Below are 20,683 nucleotides of genomic sequence, written 5' to 3' on the forward strand. Positions count from 1 at the left end.
CTCACTCCACGACGTGCCGTCCCTCCGGCTGCGCGCTGCACGAGGCCCGGAACGCGCAGTGGGAGCAGTGCTGTCCCGCGCTCGGCGTGAACCGTTCGTCGAGGACCTTGCCGGCGGCCGTGGCGAGCAGGTCGCCGACCCACTCCCCCTCCAGCGGTTCCTGGGCCTGCACCTTGGGCAGGGTCTCGCCGCCGTCGCGCTTGGGGGCGCCCTGGCGCAGCTGGACGAGTTCGGCGCCACCCGGTTCGGGCCGTACGCCGTCGAAGGCCTCGTCCACGGCACCCTCGCGCACGGCGAGCTGGTAGACGGCGAGCTGGGGGTGGCGTTCCACGTCGGCCGAACTCACCGGCTGCTTGCCGGTCTTGAAGTCGACGACGTACGCGCGTCCCTCGCCGTCGGCCTCCACACGGTCCATCTGGCCGCGGATGCGCACCTCGACCTCGCCCGCCTCCAGGGTGACGTCGAAGTCGTGCTCGCTGGCCACCGGGGTGCGGCCGGCGCGGACGCCGTTGGAATCGACATGCCACTTAAGGAAGCGTTCGAGCGCCACGCGCGCGTTCTCCTTCTCCTGCGCCGACTTCCAGGGCGCGTCGAAGGCGAGCGCGTTCCACACGGAGTCGAGGCGCTCCATGAGGACGTCGAGGTCGGCGGGGGTGCGTCCGGAGGCGACCTCGTCGGCGAGGACGTGCACGACGTTGCCGAAGCCCTGGGCGACGGTCGCGGGCGCGTCGGCCTTCACCTCGCGGCCCAGGAACCACTGAAGGGCGCAGGTGTTGGCGAGCTGGTCCAGCGCGCTGCCGGAGAGCACCACGGGCTGGTCGCGGTTGCGCAGCGGCACCTTGGACTCGGTCGGCTCGAACATGCCCCACCAGCGGTACGGGTGGGCCGAGGGGACCAGCGGACGGCCGTCGTCGTCGGCGAGGGCGGCGAGCCGCGCCAGGCGGCGCGCGGCGGCCTCCCTGAGGGTGTCCGAGACCCGCGGGTCGACGGTCGTGGCACGGAGTTCGGCGACGAGCGCGGAGACCGACAGGGGGCGGCGGGGGCGTCCGGTGACGTCCTTGGGTTCGACGCCGAGCTCGGTCAGGAAGCGGGAGGGCTGGTCGCCGTCGTCGGCCGGTGCCTTCACCGCGGTGACGACCAGGCGCTCACGCGCGCGCGTGGCGGCGACGTAGAACAGGCGGCGCTCCTCTGCGAGGAGGGCGCCCGGGGTGAGCGGTTCGGCGAGTCCGTCCCGGCCGATGCGGTCGGCCTCCAGGAGGGAGCCGCGGCGACGCAGATCGGGCCACAGGCCCTCCTGGACGCCCGCGACGACGACCAGCCGCCACTGAAGGCCCTTGGAGCGGTGCGCGGTCATCAGGCGGACGGCGTCGGGGCGTACGGCGCGCCGGGTGAGGGTGTCGGCGGCGATGTCCTCGGCGTCGATCTCCTCCAGGAAGTTCAGGGCGCCCCGGCCGCCGGTGCGCTCCTCCGCGCGCGCGGCCGTCGCGAAGAGGGCGCACACGGCGTCGAGATCACGGTCGGCGTTGCGGCCCGCGGCGCCGCCGCGCCTCGCCGCCCGCTCCAGCCGTCCGGGCCAGGGGGTGCCGTCCCACAGGTCCCACAGCGCCTCCTCGGCACTGCCGCCGCCCGCCAGGCGCGCGCGGGCCTTCCCGAGCAGCGCGCCGAGCCGCTGCGCCCCGCGCGCGTACGCGGGGTCGTGCGCGGCCAGCCGCTCGGGCTCGGCGAGAGCGCGCGCGAGCAGTTCGTCCGAGGGCGGCGGAAGGGCGTTCCCGCCGGCCCGCTCCTCGTCCCGCAGGGCCCGCCCGAGGCGCCGCAGGTCGGCGGCGTCCATCCCGGCGAGGGGGGAGGCGAGGAGGGTGAGAGCGGTCTCGGTGTCGAGCCAGGAGGTGACGGATGCCGGGGCCTCGACGGCGGTGTCCTCGGCGGCACCTTGCTGATCGGAGGCGGCCGCGTCCGCGGTAGGGCCTTGCTCATCGGCGTCGGCGTCCTCGGAGGCGCCCCGCTCATCGGCGGCACCCGCGTCCTCGGAGGCGCCCTGCTCATCGGAGGCGCGCGCTGTCTCCTCGTGCCGTACGACGCTTCCCTCGGCCTCCGCCGTGGCCACCGCCCGAAGAGCCGTCAACAGGGGTGCCACCGCCGGTTCGTGCCGCAGCGCGAGGTCGTCGCCGTCGATGTCGAGCGGCACTCCGGCGGCGGTGAGAGCGCGCCGGACCGTCGGGATCGTGCGGGAGCCCGCGCGGACCAGCACCGCCATCTCGCCCCAGGGGACGCCGTCCTCCAGGTGCGCGCGGCGCAGGATGTCCGCGATGTTGTCCAGTTCGGTGCCCGGGGTCGGATAGGTGAAGACCTCGACCCGGCCGCCCTCACGGACCGGGGCGAGCTCCCGGTGGGCGCGGACCTTCTCCGCCGGCAGGCGTGTCAGCGGCATGCGCTGGGTCACCAGCCGGGTCGCGGTCAGCAGGGCGGCACCGGAGCGGCGGGAGGTGCGCAGGACCTCCACGGGGGCCGGTCGGCCGTCCGCGCGCGGGAAGGCGTACGGGAAGTCGAGGATGCCGTTCACGTCGGCGCCGCGGAAGGCGTAGATCGACTGGTCGGGGTCGCCGAAGGCGACGAGGGTGCGGCCGCCGCCGGCGAGGGCGTCGAGCAGCCGTACCTGGGCCGGGTCGGTGTCCTGGTACTCGTCGACGAACACGGCGTCGTACTGGGCGGCGAGCTGCTCGGCGACCTCGGGGCGGCGGGCGAGGAGCACCGCGCGGTGGACCAGTTCGGCGTAGTCGAGCACGCCCTGGAGGTCGAGGACGTCGAGGTACTCAGCGAGGAAGGCGGCCGCGGCCCGCCAGTCGGGGCGGCCGATGCGGCGGGCGAAGGCGTCCAGGGCGCCGGGGCCGAGACCCAGTTCGCGGCTGCGGGCGAGCACCGCGCGGACCTCGTCGGCGAAGCCTCGGGTGGTCAGGCAGGCGCGCAGTTCGTCCGGCCAGCGCACATGGGCGAGGCCGAGCCGCTCCAGGTCCGGCTGGCCGGCGAGCAGCTCGCGCACGGTGACGTCCTGTTCGGGACCCGACAACAGCCGCAGCGGCTCCACGAACAGGTCGCTGTCCTGGTGGGCGCGGACGAGGGCGTAGCAGAACGAGTGGAAGGTGGTCGCCTGCGGGGCGCGGGCCGCTCCGATGCGCAGCGCCATGCGGTCGCGGAGCTCGACGGCCGCCTTGCGGCTGAACGTCAGCACGAGCACGCGCGCGGGGTCCCCTCCACGGGCGATTCGTGAGGCGACCGACTCGACGAGGGTCGTGGTCTTCCCGGTGCCCGGACCTGCAAGAACGAGCAAAGGCCCGCTTCGGTGCTCAACCACGGCGCGCTGCGCGGCGTCCAGATGAGGGGGATCCACCCGGCCCGGCGGGGTACGGACCAGCCGGTAAGCGCCACGGGCCCCCTGTCGCACCTGGGCGTGCGACGGGTGCCTGGTGGAGGAAGAGGAGCTCACGTGGTTCGCCGGTCCTGGTGGGTGTGCTGTCGGTCGGGCCGCCGCGCGTGCAGGGCGGTGGACGGGGGGTGAGGGGGACGCGTGCAGCCGACGCTACGCCGAGGAGTGGAGCGGAAGCAGGACTTCCCCTTCTTCCCTCGGACCACTCACGACACCACGGCCCCGTGCGTCCCTCGCCTCACGAACGTACGCCATGCCTCGGACATGCCCCGATTCCCCCGTACGGGTCGCGGGGTGTCCCCGGGGCGGCCGGATGGCGGAAGCTGTCAGGTGTGACCCTCCGCGCGTTCGTCGCCGTCCCAGCGCGCCCGTCTCATGTCGAGTCGCGGGAGATGGCCCTCGGCGGCCCTGCTCGCCTCCTTCAGGGGTGTGCCCTCCGCGCGGTAGCGGCCCAGCGCCTCCAGCTCGTGACCGGGCAGCAGCACGCCGTCCGCGCGGACGACACGCCACCACGGCACCGGCGAGCCGTACAGGGCCATGACCCGGCCCACCTGACGGGGCCCGCCCTCCTCCAGCCACTCGGCGACGTCGCCGTACGTCATGACGCACCCGGGCGGGATGCGTTCGGCGACGTCGAGGACCCGCTCGGCGTACTCCGGCAGGGTGTCCGCGTACTCCGGGTGGGCGTCCTGAGGAAGGCTCTGCTCGCTCATCCGCCCCATCCTGCCCCACCCCACCGACAATGTGACGGGCTCGCGACGGTGCGTATCCCTCGCCCGGCAAGGGCGCTTCGGGCAGACTGTGCGCCCCCGCATGTGCACCCTGACACCCCCGTGTGTCGGTGGGGCATGCCACCATCGTGCGGGCGGTGACTGGTGATACGAGATCAAGAAGAGACGATGAAGCCACAGGGTGTGCACCCGGAGGACGCCGAGAGCACCTCTGCCGCCTCGTCGCGCCCTGACGCCGCCGACGGGGACGACGACCGGGCCCCCGGCGCGGACGCCGCCGCCGAAGCCGAGGAGACGCACTCCGAAGAGGTCGAGGGCGACGAGCCCCTGCTCCCCGCGCGCGTGCACCGGCCCTCCGACCTCATGCGGCTGCTGGTCGGTGTGCTGGCCGTCGTCGTGCTGCTCGCGATCGCCGCGTTCGCCCACGGCACCACCTCGGGCCTCGAACAGGACATCAACAAGGGCACCGGGCAGGCGCCCGACCTGCTCATCAAGATCGCCGGACTCGCCTCCAGCATCGCGATCCTCCTGGTCCCGGTCGCGTTCGCGATCGAACGGCTGATCAAACGCGACGGGCTGCGGATCGCCGACGGTGTGCTCGCCGCGGTCCTCGCCCACGGTGTGACGCTCGCCACCGACCTGTGGGTCGCCAAGGCCGCCCCGGACTCCATCCAGGAGGCGCTCACCCAGCCCTCCCCCGGTGACATCCACGCCCTCACCGACCCCGTGCACGGCTATCTGGCGCCCGTCATCGCCTATATGACGGCCGTCGGCATGTCCCGCAGGCCGCGCTGGCGGGCGGTGCTGTGGATGGTGCTGACGCTCGACGCGTTCTCGATGCTCGTCACCGGCTACACCACCCCGTTCTCGATCATCCTGACCGTGCTGATCGGCTGGACGGTCGCCTACGGCACGCTGTACGCGGTCGGCTCGCCCAATGTCCGGCCGACCGGGCAGACGCTGATGGCGGGCCTGCGGACCGTCGGCTTCCACCCGGCGGGCGCGGCCCGCGAGGAGGCCCCGGAGACCGCGGAGAACGGCGACCGCGGCCGGCGCTACTTCGTCACCCTGGAGGACGGCCCGCCCCTGGACGTCACCGTGGTCGACCGCGAGCAGCAGGCACAGGGCTTCTTCTACCGGGTGTGGCGCAATCTCACGCTGCGCGGCTTCGCCACCCGCAGCAGCCTCCAGTCGCTGCGCCAGGCACTGGAGCAGGAGGCCCTGCTCGCCTACGCCGCCATCGCCGCGGGCGCCAACGCGCCCAAGCTGATCGCCACCTCCGAACTCGGCCCCGACGCCGTGATGCTCGTCTACGAGCACACCGGCGGCCGTACGCTCGAATCGCTGTCCGAGGACGAGATCACCGACGAACTGCTGCGCAACACCTGGCGCCAGGTGCAGGCGTTGCAGTCACGGCGCATCGCGCACCGCAGGCTCGCCGGAGACGCGATCTTGGTGGATCGTTCCGGCTCGGTGATCCTCACCGACCTGCGCGGCGGCGAGATCGCGGCCAGCACCCTGCTGCTGCGCATGGACGTCGCCCAGCTGGTGACGACCCTGGGGCTGCTCGCGGGCGCGGAACGCGCGGTCGCCTCCGGCGTCGAGATCCTCGGACCCGACGCCGTCGCCGACTGCCTGCCGATGCTCCAGCCCATCGCGCTGACGCGCTCCACGCGCGCGACGCTGCGCAGACTCGGCCGGGAGCGCGCCCAGCGCGAGCGCGAGGCGGTCCTGGAGGCCTCCCGGCAGGCCAAGCAGGCCCGGCTGGACGAAGCGGCACAGGACGACGCCGGGCCCGTACTGGACAAGCCTGACAAGAAGGCCGAACGCGCGGAGGCGCGGGCCGAGAAGCGGGCCATCGACGAGGCCCTGGAGGAGGCCCGCGAGGAGGATCTGCTGAGCCAGATCCGCAACCAGGTCCTGCTCATCAGGCCGCAGGCACCGGTGGAGCCGGCCCGGCTGGAACGGGTCAAGCCGCGCACCCTGATCAGCGTCTTCGCGGGCGCCATCGGCGCGTACTTCCTGCTGACGCAGCTCACCCACATCGAGTTCGGGCCGCTCATCGAGAACGCCGAGTGGGGCTGGGTCGCCGCGGCCGTGCTGTTCTCGGCATGCAGCTACTTCGCCGCGGCCATGGCCCTGCTGGGGTTCGTGCCCGAACGGGTGGGCTTCCTGCGGACGGTCGCCGCCCAGGTCGCCGGGTCGTTCGTGAAGATCGTGGCACCGGCCGCGGTGGGCGGCGTCGCGCTCAACACGCGCTTCCTGCAACGCCAGGGCGTGCGGCCCGGCCTCGCGGTCGCGAGCGTCGGCGCCTCGCAGCTCTTCGGGCTCGGCTGCCACATCCTGATGCTGCTGTCCTTCGGCTATCTGACCGGCACCGAGAAGACGCCGTCGCTGTCGCCGTCCCGGACGGTCATCGCGGGTCTGCTGACGGTCGCGGTGCTCGTGCTCGTGGTCACCTCGGTGCCGTTCCTCAGGAAGTTCGTCGTCACGCGCGTGAGGTCGCTGTTCGCGGGTGTCGTGCCGCGCATGCTGGACGTGCTCCAGCGGCCGCAGAAGCTGGTCACCGGCATCGGCGGCATGCTGCTGCTGACAGCCTGCTTCGTGATGTGCCTGGACGCCTCGATCCGCGCCTTCGGCCAGGAGGGCACCTCGCTGAGCATCGCCAGCGTCGCGGTCGTCTTCCTCGCGGGCAACGCGCTCGGCTCGGCCGCCCCGACGCCGGGCGGTGTGGGCGCCGTCGAGGCGACGCTGACGGTCGGGCTGATCGCCGTGGGGCTGCCCAAGGAGGTCGCCGCGCCCGCCGTCCTGCTGTTCCGTCTGCTGACGCTCTGGCTGCCGGTGCTGCCGGGCTGGCTGGCCTTCAACCACCTGTCCCGCAAGGGCGCCCTGTGACGCGGTAGGGCGTACCCCTTACGGCGCCTGCCCCGAGCGCACCCGCGCGCGCGAGCGCAGGATGGGGTCATGCCGAACCCCCCCAGCCTGCGTGTCGCCGCCCTGACCGCCACCGCCCTGCTGCTGTCCTGCGCGCTGGCGGGCTGCGGCGGCGACTCGCAGCACGAGGACCTGTCGGCCCAGGAGCTGAGCTGGAAGGACTGCCCGGCCCCGTCCCGGGCCGAGGGCGGCGGTGACGCCCCCTCCCCGCTGCCGGGCGGCGCCGAATGGCAGTGCGCCACCCTCAAGGCCCCACGCGACTGGGCGAAGCCCAAGGGCGACACGATCGACCTCGCACTGATCCGGGCGAAGTCCAGCGGGCCGAAGGACAGGCGCATCGGCTCGCTCGTCTTCAACTTCGGCGGCCCCGGTGGCTCGGGCGTCACCACACTGCCCGCCTTCGGCACGGACTACGCGACCCTGCGCACCCGCTACGACCTGGTGAGCTTCGACCCCCGCGGAGTCGGCCGCAGTGCCCCCGTGGAGTGCCTGAACGACCCCCAGCTCGACTACTACTTCGAGCAGGACTGGACCCCGGACGACCCGGCCGAGCGCACCGCGCTGCTGACCAACACCAAGGAGTTCAACGCGGCCTGCGAGGACAACTCCAAGAAGATGCTGCCGCACGTGCGCACCACCGACGCGGCTCGGGACATGGACCTGATGCGCCAGGTCCTCGGCGACGACAAGCTGTACTACTTCGGCATCTCGTACGGCACCGAACTGGGCGGCGTCTACGCGCACCTGTTCCCGAAGCACGTGGGGCGGGCGGTCTTCGACGCGGTCGTCGACCCGACGCAGAACAGCGAGCAGGGTTCGCTCGGGCAGGCCGAGGGCTTCCAGCTCGCGCTGGACAACTTCGCCGAGGACTGCACCTCCAAGACCGAGGACTGCCCTGTCGGCGACACCGCCCAGGACGTCAAGGACCGCATCGCCAAGCTGCTCGCGGACCTCGACCGCAAGCCCATCCCGGGAATCGGCCAACGGCTGCTGACGCAGACCGCGGCGACCAACGGCATCGCCCAGTCGCTGTACTCGAAGGACTTCTGGGAGTACCTCGTCGAGGGCCTTCAGCAGGCGTACGACGGCGACGGCAGGATCCTGATGCTGCTGTCCGACTCGCTGAACGGGCGCAGCGAGAACGGCGAGTACAGCAACATCACCGCGGCCAACATCGCCATCAACTGCGCCGACGACAAACCGCGGTACACCGCGGCCGACGTCGAGCGGAGGCTGCCCGAGTTCCGCGCCGCCTCCCCGCTGTTCGGGGACTTCCTGGCCTGGTCCATGCTGAGCTGCACGGACTGGGCGGTGGCGGGCGCCGCCGACCATCCCGACGTGAGCGCCGCCGGCTCGGCCCCGATCCTCGTGGTGGGGAACACGGGCGATCCGGCCACCCCCTACGAAGGCGCCCGGAGGATGGTGGAGGCGCTCGGCCCGGGCGTGGGCGTCGAGCTGACCTACAAGGGCCAGGGGCACGGGGCCTACGGCAGCAAGAACAGGTGTGTGCAGAAGGCGGTGGACGGCTATCTGCTGAACGGAACGGCACCTGCGGCGGGCACCGTCTGTTCTTAGCCTGACCGGCTGCGAATTCCCAGGTCACAGCGTTATCCACAGGCTCTGACGGGCTTCGCGCACTCGGCCTACCATGGCCGGACCGGCGTTCGTGGATCGGCACGGACGGCTTCGGGAGGGGGACTGTCATGGGGCGTTTCTCACGGTGGGCGGCGGTGGCCGCCACGGCCGCGCTGCTGGCGACGGGTTGCTCCGGCGGCTCGTCCGGGGGCTCGTCCGGCGGCGGGGGCCGGGACGAACGGGCCGGGAGCACGGCACCCGCCACGAGGGACGCGAAGGCGCTGCCCGCCTCGCTGACCTCGCAGCGGCTCGACTGGGGGCGCTGCAAGGCCACCGGGGACTTCTCGCCGCCCGGCAACGACTGGCGGTGCGCGACGCTGAAGACGCCCCTGGACTGGTCGAAGCCGGACGGCCAGACGATCGACCTCGCGCTGATCCGCACCAAGGCCCGCGGCGGCGACCGCATCGGCTCGCTCCTCTTCGACTTCGGCGGCCCCGGCCTCACCGGAGTGGGCACGCTGCCCGCCTACGCCGCCACCGCCTCCCTCCTGCGCGAGCGGTACGACCTGGTGAGCTGGGACCCGCGCGGGGTCGGCGCCAGCGAGGGCGTCCGCTGCCGCGGCGACAAGGAGGTTCGGGCCGCCGAGTCCGTCGACGCCACCCCGGACACCCCGGCCGAGGAGCGGGCCTACCTCCGGGACGCCACCGACTTCGCGCGGGGCTGCGAGAAGGACGCGGGCAAGCTGCTGGCCCACGTCTCGACCACGGACACCGCGCGCGACATGGACCTGATGCGCCAGGTCCTCGGCGACGACAAGCTCTACTACTTCGGCATCTCGTACGGCACCCAGCTCGGCGGTGTCTACGCCCACCTGTTCCCGCGCAGGGTGGGGCGGCTGGTGCTCGACGCGGCCGTCGACCCGAGCGCCGACGCGGTGGGCCACCGCAAGAACCAGGCCCGGGGTTTCCAGCGCGCGCTCGACAACTACCTGAAGTCCACCGGGCAGGATCCCGCCCGGGGCACCCGGAGGATCGCGGACCTGCTGGAGCGGATCGACGCGAAACCGCTGCCCACCTTCTCGGGGCGGAAGCTGACCCAGCTGCTCGCGTTCACCGGCATCGTCTATCCGCTGTACCGGGAGGACAGCTGGCCCTCACTGACCAGCGCTCTCCGGACGGCCGAACGGGGCGACGGCTCCGAACTGCTGGCTCTCGCCGACGGCTACAACGAGCGGGATCCGTCCGGGCACTACGGCCTGCTTCCGCAGTCCCAACGGGTCATATCGTGCTTGGACGACAAGCAGCGGCCCACCCTCGCGCAGGCGAAGAGACTGCTGCCGGAGTTCGAGAGGATCTCGCCGGTGTTCGGCCCCTTCCTCGGCTGGGACGCGGCCGGCTGGTGCCACGACTGGCCGGTGGCCGGGCAGTTCGAGACACCGGAGGTGAGCGCGCCGGGTGCGGCGCCGGTGCTGGTGGTCGGCAACACGGGCGACCCGGCGACGCCGTACGAGGGCGCCCGCAAGATGGCGGACGAGCTCGGCAAGGGGGTCGGGGTGGAGCTCACCTGGGAGGGCCAGGGGCACACGTCGTACGGGAACGGGAGCGACTGCGTGGACTCCACGGTGAACGCGTACCTGCTGAAGGGCGCGGTGCCGAAGGACGGCAAGGTCTGCGCCCAGGGCCGGTGACGGAAAGGGGCCCGGCACACGTGGTGCCGAGCCCCTTCCGGGAAGGCGTGGGCCCGAGTGAAGGCCTGGGCCTAGTAGACCGGCTTGTCCGGCTCGATCTGGTTGACCCAGCCGATCACACCGCCGCCGACGTGGACCGCGTCGGAGAAGCCCGCGGACTTCAGGACCGCGAGGACTTCCGCACTGCGGACACCCGTCTTGCAGTGCAGGACGATCTTCTTGTCCTGCGGAAGGCTCTCGAGGGCGGTGCCCATGAGGAACTCGTTCTTCGGGATCAGCTTGGCGCCCGGGATGGAGACGATCTCGTACTCGTTGATCTCACGGACGTCGATGATCTCGATGTTCTCGCCGTCGTCGATCCACTCCTTGAGCTGCTTGGGAGTGATCGTCGAACCGGCCGCCGCCTCCTGGGCCTCCTCGGAGACGACGCCGCAGAAGGCCTCGTAGTCGATGAGCTCGGTGACGGTCGGGTTCTCGCCGCAGACCGCGCAGTTCGGGTCCTTGCGGACCTTGACCTGGCGGTACTGCATCTCCAGGGCGTCGTAGATCATCAGGCGGCCGACCAGCGGCTCGCCGGTGCCGGTGAGGACCTTGATGGCCTCGGTGACCTGGATGGAGCCGATGGACGCGCACAGCACGCCCAGCACGCCGCCCTCGGCGCAGGAGGGCACCATGCCGGGGGGCGGGGGCTCCGGGTAGAGGCAACGGTAGCAGGGGCCGTGCTCGGACCAGAACACCGAGGCCTGGCCGTCGAAGCGGTAGATCGAGCCCCAGACGTAGGGCTTGTTCAGCAGCACGCACGCGTCGTTGACCAGGTAGCGGGTCGCGAAGTTGTCGGTGCCGTCGACGATCAGGTCGTACTGGCTGAAGATGTCCATCACGTTGTCGGCCTCGAGCCGCTCCTCGTGAAGGATCACGTTCACGTACGGGTTGATGCCGAGGACGGAGTCACGGGCGGACTCGGCCTTGGAGCGGCCGATGTCGGCCTGGCTGTGGATGATCTGCCGCTGCAGGTTCGACTCGTCGACCTCGTCGAACTCCACGATGCCGAGCGTGCCGACGCCCGCCGCGGCCAGGTACATCAGCGCCGGCGAGCCCAGGCCGCCGGCGCCCACACAGAGCACCTTGGCGTTCTTCAGCCGCTTCTGCCCGTCCATCCCGACGTCGGGGATGATCAGGTGGCGGGAGTACCTGCGGACCTCGTCTACGGTGAGCTCGGCAGCCGGCTCGACCAGGGGTGGCAGCGACACGGGGACTCCGTTGGTCGGTCAATCACTACAGTTGTTCTCCCCGTAACACTGCCATGGGCTTCTTCATTCCGAGACACCCGTTCCGATCCGCGAGACGATTTCGTCCCAGTAGCCGGGCATGGTCTCCCAGGGGTCGACGCGGCCGCCGCGGTCCGTGCGGTCGGTGAACCAGATGGTGGACGCGCCCTGCCAGCGGGCGATCCGCAGCGCCTCCTCGAGATGCGGCCCCGGCAGTCCGTGGACCAGGTGGCAGAAGGTCTCGGGCGGGTAGTCGGCGGTCCACTCGGCCACCTGCGACCAGCGGTAGTCGCTCCAGGGGCCGGAGAAGGTGATCAACTGGTCGGCGTTCTCGGCGTATCCGGGGTAGGGATGGGTGCCGTGCCCGAAGACGATGTGAGCGTCGTCACGGAGCGCCCGGAGCGTGGTGACGGCGCGGCGGATCTCGGGAAGCGCGGCGCGTCCGGTCGGACAGCGGTCCAGGAGGAAGCCGTCGACCTGGTACCAGTCGAGGTAGCGCTGCCCTTCGGAGATCAGCTCGCCGAAGGTCCGGGCCCCGTACGTGGTGTCGAGGTGGCCGAGGACGCGGACGCCCGCGTTGCGCAGTCGGCCGGCCGCTTCGAGGCAGTGCGGGTCGGGGCGGGCGCCGGGACCGTCGGCGATGTTGAGGACGGTCCAGTGCAGCGGGGTGCCCGGGCGGGTGAGTTCGGCCCATTCGGCGGGAGCGACCAGGGGGTGGGCGAACCCGGGGACACCGAGGCCGGTATGGAGTTCGGTGCTGGGCGTACTGCTCTTCGTGCTGGTCAGATGCGGCATGCCGCCTCCATCCAGATATCGGCGAGGGACTCTTCGAGGTTGATCCGGGGGCGCCAGCCGAGCCGGTCGCGTGCGGTGCGCACGTCGGCCTGCTGCCAGCTGCCGCAGCCGTCCGGGTACGGGTACGCGACCGGGGCCGCGTGGTCGGGCTCGGAGCGGGGATGGCCGATGGATGCCCGCAACGGGCCGGGAGGGCCGTCGAGTTCGTGGAGGGCGCCGCCGTATCCGGCGACCCGGGCGAGCACCGCGGCAGCGTCCCGGAGGCGGACCGCGCGGCCCGAGCCGATGTTGATGACGCCCTGCGCGGCGGAGAGCGAGGCGGCGTGGACGGCGCGGGCCACGTCGCGGACGTCGACGAAGTCGCGCTGGGCGCCGAGGCCGCCGAGCTTCAGCTCGCCGTCGCCGGACTGCATGGCCCGGCGCATGGCCTCGGCGAGCCGGCCGAGCGGGGAGCCGGCCGGGGTGCCGGGCCCCGCCGGGGAGAAGACGCGCAGGACGACCGCGTCCAGGCCGGAGCCCAGGACCAGTTCGGTGGCGGCGAGCTTGCTGACGCCGTACGGCCCGCCGGGGCGCGGGATGGCGTCCTCGGCCGTCGAGGAGCCGGGCTGGCTGGGCCCGTACTCCGCGCCGCAGCCGATCTGCACCAGCCGGGCCCCGCAACCGCTGCGGCGCAGGGCCTCGCAGACGGTGGCGACGGCGACCGTGTTGTGGCGGGTGAGTTCGCGGGCACCGCCGCGGGTGGCGCCGGCGCAGTTGACGACGACACCCGGGTGGACCGCGTCGAGGAAGCGGGTGAGGGCGCCGGGGCTGCCGGACGCGAGGTCGAAGCGGACGTCGGCGTCGTCGCCCCGGCCGAGGGCGGTGAGCTGGACGGCGGGGTCGGCGAGCAGACGGTCGGCGACGAAGCGGCCGAGGTAGCCGTTGGCTCCGATCAGCAGGACTCTCATCGGGCTGCTCCCGGGGCCTTGCGGGCGGGTCGGGAGGTGGTCATTGCGGGTTCTCCTTCGGGAGGGGCTTGCGTGGTGCTTCCGGCGGTCGGGCCGGGGGCGTGCTGCCTCCGGCTGGGGGCCGGGATGCCTGCGGCGGACGGGGTGCGCCTGGGGCGGGTTCAGGGGCGGGTGGTGTGGCCCGGACCGGTGGGTGGCCGGGGCCGCGACCGCGACCGCGACCGCGACCGCGGCGAGAGTGCACCGGCTGAGGCCGGCCGCAGCCGGGTGCGGGCCCCCGCTCGAGCGGGTGGCCACTGGCGCCAACGGCCCTGAAGGGGGCGCTCGCTCACGCGGCGGTCGCTCACGCGGGTGGTCGGCGCTACGGCGGATGCGCGGGGCGGCGGAGTCGGGTCAGCACGGCTCCTCCTGGGCGTGTGCCGATGCCCGGGTGAGCTTGCGGGTCGCGTGGATCAGCAGGGCCAGAGCGCCGATTCCGCAGGAGAGGGTCTGAATGCCGGCCGCGCCCCAGAGGTCCACGAGGGCGTTCACCGGCGTGGCCAGGAAGCCGCAGCCCGGCAGACGGGAGGCGAAGCTGGTGGCCAGGGCCGTCGCCTGGGCCGTCGTGGCGGCGATGAGGACCACCACGGGGGCGTGGGTGAACCCGTGGGTGGTGAGGAGGCGGGCCAGGAAGAGGAGGGCGCCGAGGGTGAGGGTCTGCGCGTAGGGGGCGGGTTCGTCCAGGGCCGCGGCGGAGGGGGCGAGGAGGGCCGTCAGGGCGCACAGGTACAGGGCGAACGTGCCGAGCAGCAGGGGTCGTACGGAGGCCGCGAAGTCCTCCAGGCCCCGGCTGGCGGTCAGTTTGCGACGGGCCCGGGCCCTGAGGAGGTGGGCGGACCAGGCCGCGGGGGCGCAGGACAGGGTCAGGGCGAGGAGGGGGGCGGTGGCGACGGGCCAGGGTGCGTCGGCGGCGCCGGTGGGCAGCGCGTCGGGGCCCCCGGTCACGGCAGCGCCGAGCAGGCCGTCTCCGAGGGCGGCGTAGGCGAGCAGCCAGTAGGTCCAGGTGGAGGGGGTGGTGGTGCCGGCGCGGTCAGGGGCGCCGAGTGGGCCGCGGGACAGGGCCGCGCGGACCGCGAAGGAGATGACCAGGGCGCCGATCAGTGCGGTGACCAGGCGGGACCGGCCGTCGGTGAGGCGGATGCCGACGACCGTGGCCGCGCACAGCACGCCGGGAAGGAGGGTGAGCAGGGCCCAGGCCGCGCGGGGCCGCGGTGTCCTGTCGACCGCGGGGGGCGGCGGTGTCTCGCCGTCTCTCGGGATGCGGGCGTACATCTCCTCGGCGAGTGAGAAGACGTCCCGGTGGCGGAAGCGGACGGCGGTGCGGTCGGTGACGCCGTGGGCCTCCAGACCGGCCGCGATCTCCAAGGGGTCGACGGCCCGTTCGCACAGCTCGCGGTGACGGTGCATCAGGGCCTTCACCGGGTCTGCCGCGGTACGCCGGGCGGAGCTGGTGGTGGAGGTGGAGGCGCGGCCGGTGGCGATCTCGGGGGCGCGGGGGGTGGGTGCCGGCGGGGTGGGAGCGTCCGCCTCCGTGGCTGCCTGTCCCGAGGAGGCGGCGGCCCGCTGCGGGCGTTCGGCCGACTTCGGAGACGCGTCGGCGGGCGCGTCCGGGTTGCCGAGCTCTCCACCGGCGCCACTCACCTCGTGCTCGCCGAGCTTCCCACCGGCGTCCACGGTCTCGTGCTCGCCCAGTGCGCCGGAGGTGTCGGTGTCGCTCATCCGGGCGCTCCTTCCGTGGCGGCGAACGGGGGTGTCGCGCGGACCGGGAGCCCCGCGGCCCAGCCGGGGCCGCCGCGGGCCGCGACCCGGGTGCTGCGCTCGGTCCAGCGGCCGGGGACGTGTGCCTCGGCGGGGGTGGCGAAGGGCAGGGGTTCACCGGTGCCGTCCAGGACGACCCGGCGGACCGGGGTGCGCGAGACGATCTCCAGGTAAATGCCGTGAAATGCCGCGATGTTCTGTTCCACGGTGAACAGTTCGAGTGCGCGGGCGCGGGCGGCGGCTCCCAGGCGCTCACGGCGCTCGGGGTCGCGCAGCAGGGTCAGGCACGCCTCCGCGAGCGCCTTGGGGTTGCGCGGCGGGACGACGAGCCCGGTGCCCCCGATGACCTCCACGACCGCACCCACGTCGGTGGACACGGTCGCCCGGGCGCAGAACATGGCCTCGACCAGGCTGATCGGGAAGCCCTCGACGACGCTGGACAGGACGGTCACCGCCCCCGAGCCGTACGCGTCGGCCGCACTCGGCAGTTCCGGACCGCCGATCTCCTCGAAGGAGACCGGGTTGTCGCCGACGGCGTGCAGCCCCTCCGCCTCGTCGGGGAAGAGCTGCGCGGCCAGCGCCTTGCAGTGCCCCAGATAGGCCGCGCCCTCGGGGCCGGAGGGCGCGCCGATGATCCGCAGGCGGGTCTTGGGTTCCTCCTTGCGGATCTCCGCGAAGGCGTGGAGCAGCGAGATCAGGTCCTTGGCAGGTTCGACCCGGCCGACCCACACCAGCGTGTCCGGGTCCACGCACTGCGCCGACTCGCCGACCTCGGCGAAGTGTCCGGCGTCCATGCCGGGGTAGACCGTGCGGATCTTCTCGCGGTCGGCGCCGCAGCGTTCCTGCCAGCGGCGGGCGTGGGTGTTGCCGGGCGTGACGACCGCGGCCCGCCGGTAGGTCTCGGTGGCGAGCCGGCCGTGGAAGGCGGCGAGCAGGGCGCGAACGGCGGGCGGGGAATCGCTGTCGGCGAGGTAGTGCGTCCGCAGCCGTACGCCGTACTCGGTCACGAGCAGGGGCACTCCGCAGAAGTGCTGGGCGAGGAGTCCGGGCAGGGCGGCCGGGCCGCCGGAGGCCGCGTGGCAGAGGTCGACCGCGCCGAGGCCGTCGTCCTCGTACCAGTCGAGGGACAGGGGGCGCAGGGCGCGCTCCAGGTGTGCGGCCACGGCGAGGAGATCCGGTACGCGCGCCTCGCGAGCCGTCTGCCGGGCGCCGGGCGCACGACAGGCGCGCTCCAGGGCTCGTACGGCGGTCTCGGAGCGGAGCGCTCCCACCAGTCCGCCCTCGTCGCGGGCGAGTTCGGCGAGCCCGTACAGAGCGCTGGCGAAACGGTCCGCCTCAACGCCGAGGGCCTCCCCCGAGCCCCCCTCGCACAGCGCCGCCGCCAGCTCCCCGTAGGACTCGGCGAACCGGCGCCGCGCGCGCCGCCCGTACACCACGCCGTCGTCCTCGGCGGTCCACAGCGGGGCGGTGATCACCCTGTCGACCTGCGGCGGCAGGGGAACCCAGCCCTCGTCGTCCTGCTGCTCGCTGCGGCTGAGCGCGTAGATGTCGAACTCGTGCTGCTCGAGCCCGCGCACGAGCCGGTCGCACCAGAGCCTGGCGTCACCGCTCACATACGGATAGCCACCCTCCGTAAGCAGTCCGATGCGCACGAGTGCACCCCCGATCTCCCGTATGAGGAGCCGCCGTTGGCCCGGCGGCTCGCAGCGGGACGAACGTATGCGGACAAGGCGGTGGCGCGACGGACGGTTGTCCATCGCGCCACCAAAAGGGGTGAACGCTCGTAACTTTCCTGTGCGGGTCGCGTTCGGTCGCGCTAAGAGATCATCCGGACACGGAACGTCAGCTCACGGCCACTGCCCCGCGTTCGGCCCGGCGCCGGGCCGCGATCTCTGGATCGAGTGCCGGTACGGCGGTCAGGAGCTGCTTCGTGTACGCGTCGCGCGGACTGTCGTAGACCTCGTCGGCCGGGCCCTCTTCGACGATCCGGCCGCGCCGCATCACGGCGACCCGGTCGCTGACCTGGCGGACGACGGCGAGATCGTGCGCGACGAAGACCAGGGCCAGTCCGAGTTCGCGTTGCAGTTCGCCGAGCAGGGCCACCACCTGGGCCTGGGTGGTGACATCGAGGGCGGAGACGGGTTCGTCGCAGACGATGACCCGCGGGTCGGCCGCGAGCGCCCGCGCGATGCCCACGCGCTGGCGCTGGCCGCCGCTGAACTCGTGCGGGTAGCGGTCGTAGTGCGCCCCTTCGAGCCCCACGCGCTCCAGGAGTTCCCGCACGCGCCCCCTGATCCGCTGCTCATCCCTCCCCCACTCTCGGCTTCGCTCGAGCGGGGGGACCCCCATGCCACGCGCGCGTAGCGGGTCCGCTATGGACTCGCCCACGCTGCGGCGGGGGTTGAGGGAGGAGACGGGGTCCTGGAAGACCATCTGCACGGCCGGGTCGACGCCCACACGCGGGTGGCCGTCGTGACGGACCTCCCCCGCAGTCGGCTCCAGCAGTCCGACGAGCATCCGGCCGAGTGTGGTCTTGCCGCTGCCGCTCTCGCCGACGACGCCGAGGGTCTCGCCCCGGCGGACGGTCAGCGAGACGTCGTCCACGGCCGCGAAGGCCTTCTTGCCACGGCCGAACTCGCGCCTGAGGCCCACCGCTTCGAGGACCACCTCGTCGGACGCCCGGGAAGATGCCCTGACCGCGTCCACGCGCGGGACCGCCGCGAGCAGTTCGCGCGTGTAGGCCTCCGCGGGCGCCCCGAGGACCGTGCCGACCGGCCCGTGCTCGACCGTCCGCCCGTGCCGCATGACGAGCACGTCGTCGACGCTCTCGGCGGCGACACCCACGTCGTGCGTGACCAGCAGCAGGCCCATGCCGGTCTCCTGGCGCAGCGTGTGCAGCAGGTCGAGGATCTGGGCCTGGACGGTCACGTCGAGCGCGGTGGTCGGCTCGTCGGCGATCAGCAGCTCGGGCTCGCAGGCCAGCGCCATCGCGATGAGGGCGCGCTGGCGCATGCCACCGCTGAACTCGTGCGGACGGGACCGGGACCGGCGTGCGGCGTCCGGGATGCCGACCCGGTCGAGCACCTCCACGGCACGCGCGCGTGCGGTTCGACGCGACACACGCGTGTGCACGCGGTACACCTCGGCGATCTGGTCGCCGATCGCGTAGTACGGGTCGAGGGACGACAGCGGGTCCTGGAAGACCATGGCGGCCTTCGCGCCCCGCAGCCGGCGCAGTTCGTCGTCCGACGCCTGCTGTACGTCCACTCCGGCGACGCCGACCGAACCGCGCACGCGCGCGCCCGTGCCGCGGTGCAGCCCGAGCAGGGCCGAGGCGACGGTGGACTTGCCGGAGCCGGACTCGCCGACCAGGGCGAGCGCGGCACCCGGATCCAGGGTGAAGGAGAGGCCGTCGACGGCACGCAGGCCGCCGAACTCGACCGTCAGGTCCGTCACATGGACGAGACTCATGCGAGCACCACCCGTCGGTCGGCCACCGCGTACAGGACGTCCGCGACAGCGTTGGCGAGCACCACGAAGAAGCCGATGACCAGGACCATGCCGACGACGACCGGGAGGTCGACGACGGTGACGGCGTGCACCAGTTCCTGGCCGATGCCGGGCAGTCCGAACAGCGACTCAATGAGGACGGCACCGCCGACCGCGCTGCCGAAGTCGTTGGCGTTCAGGGCGATGATCGGCGCGAGGGCGCCGCGCAGGGCGTGCCGGCCGACGATGGAGCGCTCGCCGACGCCGTAGGCGCGGAAGGTGCGAATGTGGTCCTCGGCGAGCGTCTCCAGCATCGACGCCCGGGTGAGCCGCGCGAAGTAGGCCGCCTCGCCCAGGGCGAGCGTGACCCAGGGCAGCAGCAGGCCCCACATCCACTGCTCGGGGTCGTCGCAGAAGGGGACGTACTCCGGGAAGGGCAGCAGTTCCAGCTGTCCGCAGACCACGATCATCAGGACCAGGCCGATCACGAACACGGGCGTGGCGACGCCGGCGAGGGTGAGGCCGGTCAGGGCGCGCTCGCTGAAGCGGCCGCGCCGCCAGGCGGACAGCACGCCGGTGCCGACGCCGAGCAGCAGCCAGAGCACCATGCCGCCGATCACCAGGGACAGGCTGACGGGCAGCTTGTTCAGGATGATCTGCGTGACCTGCTGGTCGCTCTGGTACGACAGCCCGAGGCAGGGCGCCGGGCAGTGCTCGACGGAGGTGCCGGTCGAGTAGTCGTGGCCCACGACGATGCCCTGGAGGAAGTGCCAGTAGCGCAGGTACAGCGGGTCGTCGAGCCTGAGTTGCTGGGCGACCTGGTGGACCTGTTCCGGCGAGCAGCGCGGGCCGCAGGTGATCTGGGCGACGTTGCCGGGGGTGGCGTAGAAGACGACGTAGATGATGACCGAGAGGGCCAGCAGCGTGAGGACGGCGCTCACGGTCCGGCGTACGGCGAATCCCGCGAAGCCGCTCATGAGGTGGCCTCCATGCCCGCCTTGGACTCGCCCGCCTTCGCCTCGCCCATCTTGGACTCGCCCGCTTTGGACTCGCCCGCCTTGGACTCCTGCCTGCGGCCCGTCCCGATGCGCAAGCGGGAGGCCGCGCGCGGGTCGAGGGCGGTGCGGACGCCGTCGCCGAGGACGGTGAGGGCGAGCACGGTCACGAAGAGCGCGGTCGCGGGCAGCAGGAGGTACTGCGGGGCGGCCTGGTACCAGACGTTGGCGGAGGAGAGCATCTGTCCCCAGGACGCGGTGGGCGGCTTCACGCCCACGCCGAGAAAGGACAGGGACGCCTCGATGCTGATGTTCGCCGGGACCATGAGCGCCGCGTAGGTGATGACGGGGGCGGCGAGGCCGGGCAGCAGTTCGCGGCGGGCGATCCGCCAGGTGCCCCAGCCGCTGAGCCGGGCGGCGGCCACGTAGTCGAGTTCCTTGAGGGTGAGGGTCTGGGCGCGGGCGATCTTGCCGATGGTGCCCCAGGCGACGAAGCCGATGACGAGGGCGACCAGGACCGGCCTCGGGAAGTTCTCGGGCACGATCGCCAGCAGGGCCAACGCCATGATCATCAACGGCATCGCCACGATGATGTCGGTGACCCGGCTCAACAGTTGATCAACCCATCGGTTGCCGAGCGCGGCGGCGACGCCCACGACGACGCCGAGCAGGACCTGGACGGCGGTGGCGCCCAGCGCGACCCCCAGGGAGACCCGGGCGCCGTACACCAGGCGGGCGAACAGGTCGCGTCCGGTCTGCGGTTCGACGCCGAGCCAGTGCTCCCCGCCGGCGCCCCCGAAGGAGCCGATGGGGACGCCGCCGCGCGCGGAGTCGACCAGGGAGGGGTGGTAGGTGGTCGGGTCCTGGCCCTCCAGCGCGGTGAGCAGGGGCGCGGCGAGCGCGACCAGGACGAGCAGCGCGACGACGCCCGCCGCGACCATGGCGGCCCGCTGCGCCCGCAGCCGCCGCCAGAACTGACGGGCCCCCGAGACCCCCGGGGCGACTGCCTCGGGGATCTCGGTGGTGACAAGTGCCTCGCTCAT

13 protein-coding genes are annotated in these 20,683 nt (G+C 72.8%); 3 read left to right on the forward strand and 10 right to left on the reverse strand.

Annotated elements, in window-relative coordinates:
• Position 1: 1 nt before the first annotated feature.
• Positions 2–3,481: an ATP-dependent helicase gene (locus H295_RS0117995; RefSeq protein ID WP_078616678.1), complete on the reverse strand. Its 3,480-nt coding sequence runs from the start codon at positions 3,479–3,481 to the stop codon at positions 2–4.
• Positions 3,482–3,747: 266 nt separating this feature from the next.
• On the reverse strand, positions 3,748–4,134 hold the full coding sequence (locus H295_RS0118000; RefSeq protein ID WP_020136724.1) for an MGMT family protein: 387 nt from the start codon (positions 4,132–4,134) through the stop codon (positions 3,748–3,750).
• A 186-nt stretch (positions 4,135–4,320) separates the two neighbouring features.
• Between H295_RS0118000 and H295_RS0118005 the strand changes: the two genes are divergently transcribed.
• From H295_RS0118005 to H295_RS0118015, 3 genes are all read left to right on the forward strand, one after another.
• On the forward strand, positions 4,321–7,047 hold the full coding sequence (locus H295_RS0118005) for a lysylphosphatidylglycerol synthase domain-containing protein (protein WP_028809471.1): 2,727 nt from the start codon (positions 4,321–4,323) through the stop codon (positions 7,045–7,047).
• A gap of 69 nt (positions 7,048–7,116) precedes the next feature.
• Positions 7,117–8,661, forward strand: coding sequence for an alpha/beta hydrolase (locus tag H295_RS0118010; RefSeq protein WP_020136726.1), 1,545 nt, complete (start codon positions 7,117–7,119; stop codon positions 8,659–8,661).
• A gap of 128 nt (positions 8,662–8,789) precedes the next feature.
• The gene (locus H295_RS0118015; protein ID WP_020136727.1) at positions 8,790–10,349 is read left to right on the forward strand and encodes an alpha/beta hydrolase; all 1,560 of its coding nucleotides are present in this window, start codon (positions 8,790–8,792) and stop codon (positions 10,347–10,349) included.
• A gap of 71 nt (positions 10,350–10,420) precedes the next feature.
• On the opposite strand, the gene moeZ is transcribed toward H295_RS0118015, so the two are convergent.
• The 8 genes from moeZ to H295_RS0118055 form a co-directional block, all read right to left on the reverse strand.
• On the reverse strand, positions 10,421–11,599 hold the full coding sequence (moeZ, locus tag H295_RS0118020; protein WP_020136728.1) for an adenylyltransferase/sulfurtransferase MoeZ: 1,179 nt from the start codon (positions 11,597–11,599) through the stop codon (positions 10,421–10,423).
• 63 nt (positions 11,600–11,662) lie between these two features.
• Positions 11,663–12,412, reverse strand: a complete 750-nt coding sequence (locus H295_RS0118025) for a spherulation-specific family 4 protein (RefSeq protein WP_020136729.1) — start codon at positions 12,410–12,412, stop codon at positions 11,663–11,665.
• Entirely contained in the window at positions 12,400–13,359 is a 960-nt protein-coding gene (locus H295_RS0118030) for an NAD-dependent epimerase/dehydratase family protein (RefSeq protein ID WP_020136730.1), read from the reverse strand. Before H295_RS0118030 ends, H295_RS0118025 begins: the two co-directional genes overlap by 13 nt.
• 393 nt (positions 13,360–13,752) lie before the next feature.
• On the reverse strand, positions 13,753–15,117 hold the full coding sequence (locus H295_RS43330) for a hypothetical protein (RefSeq protein ID WP_020136731.1): 1,365 nt from the start codon (positions 15,115–15,117) through the stop codon (positions 13,753–13,755).
• Entirely contained in the window at positions 15,114–16,808 is a 1,695-nt protein-coding gene (locus H295_RS0118040) for a DUF3492 domain-containing protein (RefSeq protein ID WP_078616692.1), read from the reverse strand. Before H295_RS0118040 ends, H295_RS43330 begins: the two co-directional genes overlap by 4 nt.
• Positions 16,809–16,998: 190 nt before the next feature.
• Positions 16,999–18,627 carry a dipeptide ABC transporter ATP-binding protein gene (locus tag H295_RS0118045; RefSeq protein ID WP_028809472.1) on the reverse strand — a complete coding sequence of 543 codons (1,629 nt, stop codon included), beginning with the start codon at positions 18,625–18,627 and terminating at the stop codon, positions 16,999–17,001.
• Positions 18,624–19,622 carry an ABC transporter permease gene (locus tag H295_RS0118050; protein WP_020136734.1) on the reverse strand — a complete coding sequence of 333 codons (999 nt, stop codon included), beginning with the start codon at positions 19,620–19,622 and terminating at the stop codon, positions 18,624–18,626. Before H295_RS0118050 ends, H295_RS0118045 begins: the two co-directional genes overlap by 4 nt.
• Positions 19,619–20,683: an ABC transporter permease gene (locus H295_RS0118055; RefSeq protein ID WP_020136735.1), complete on the reverse strand. Its 1,065-nt coding sequence runs from the start codon at positions 20,681–20,683 to the stop codon at positions 19,619–19,621. The genes H295_RS0118050 and H295_RS0118055 overlap by 4 nt, the downstream gene beginning before the upstream one ends.

Source organism: Streptomyces sp. 351MFTsu5.1, from assembly GCF_000383655.1.
Lineage (GTDB): Bacteria > Actinomycetota > Actinomycetes > Streptomycetales > Streptomycetaceae > Streptomyces > Streptomyces griseorubiginosus.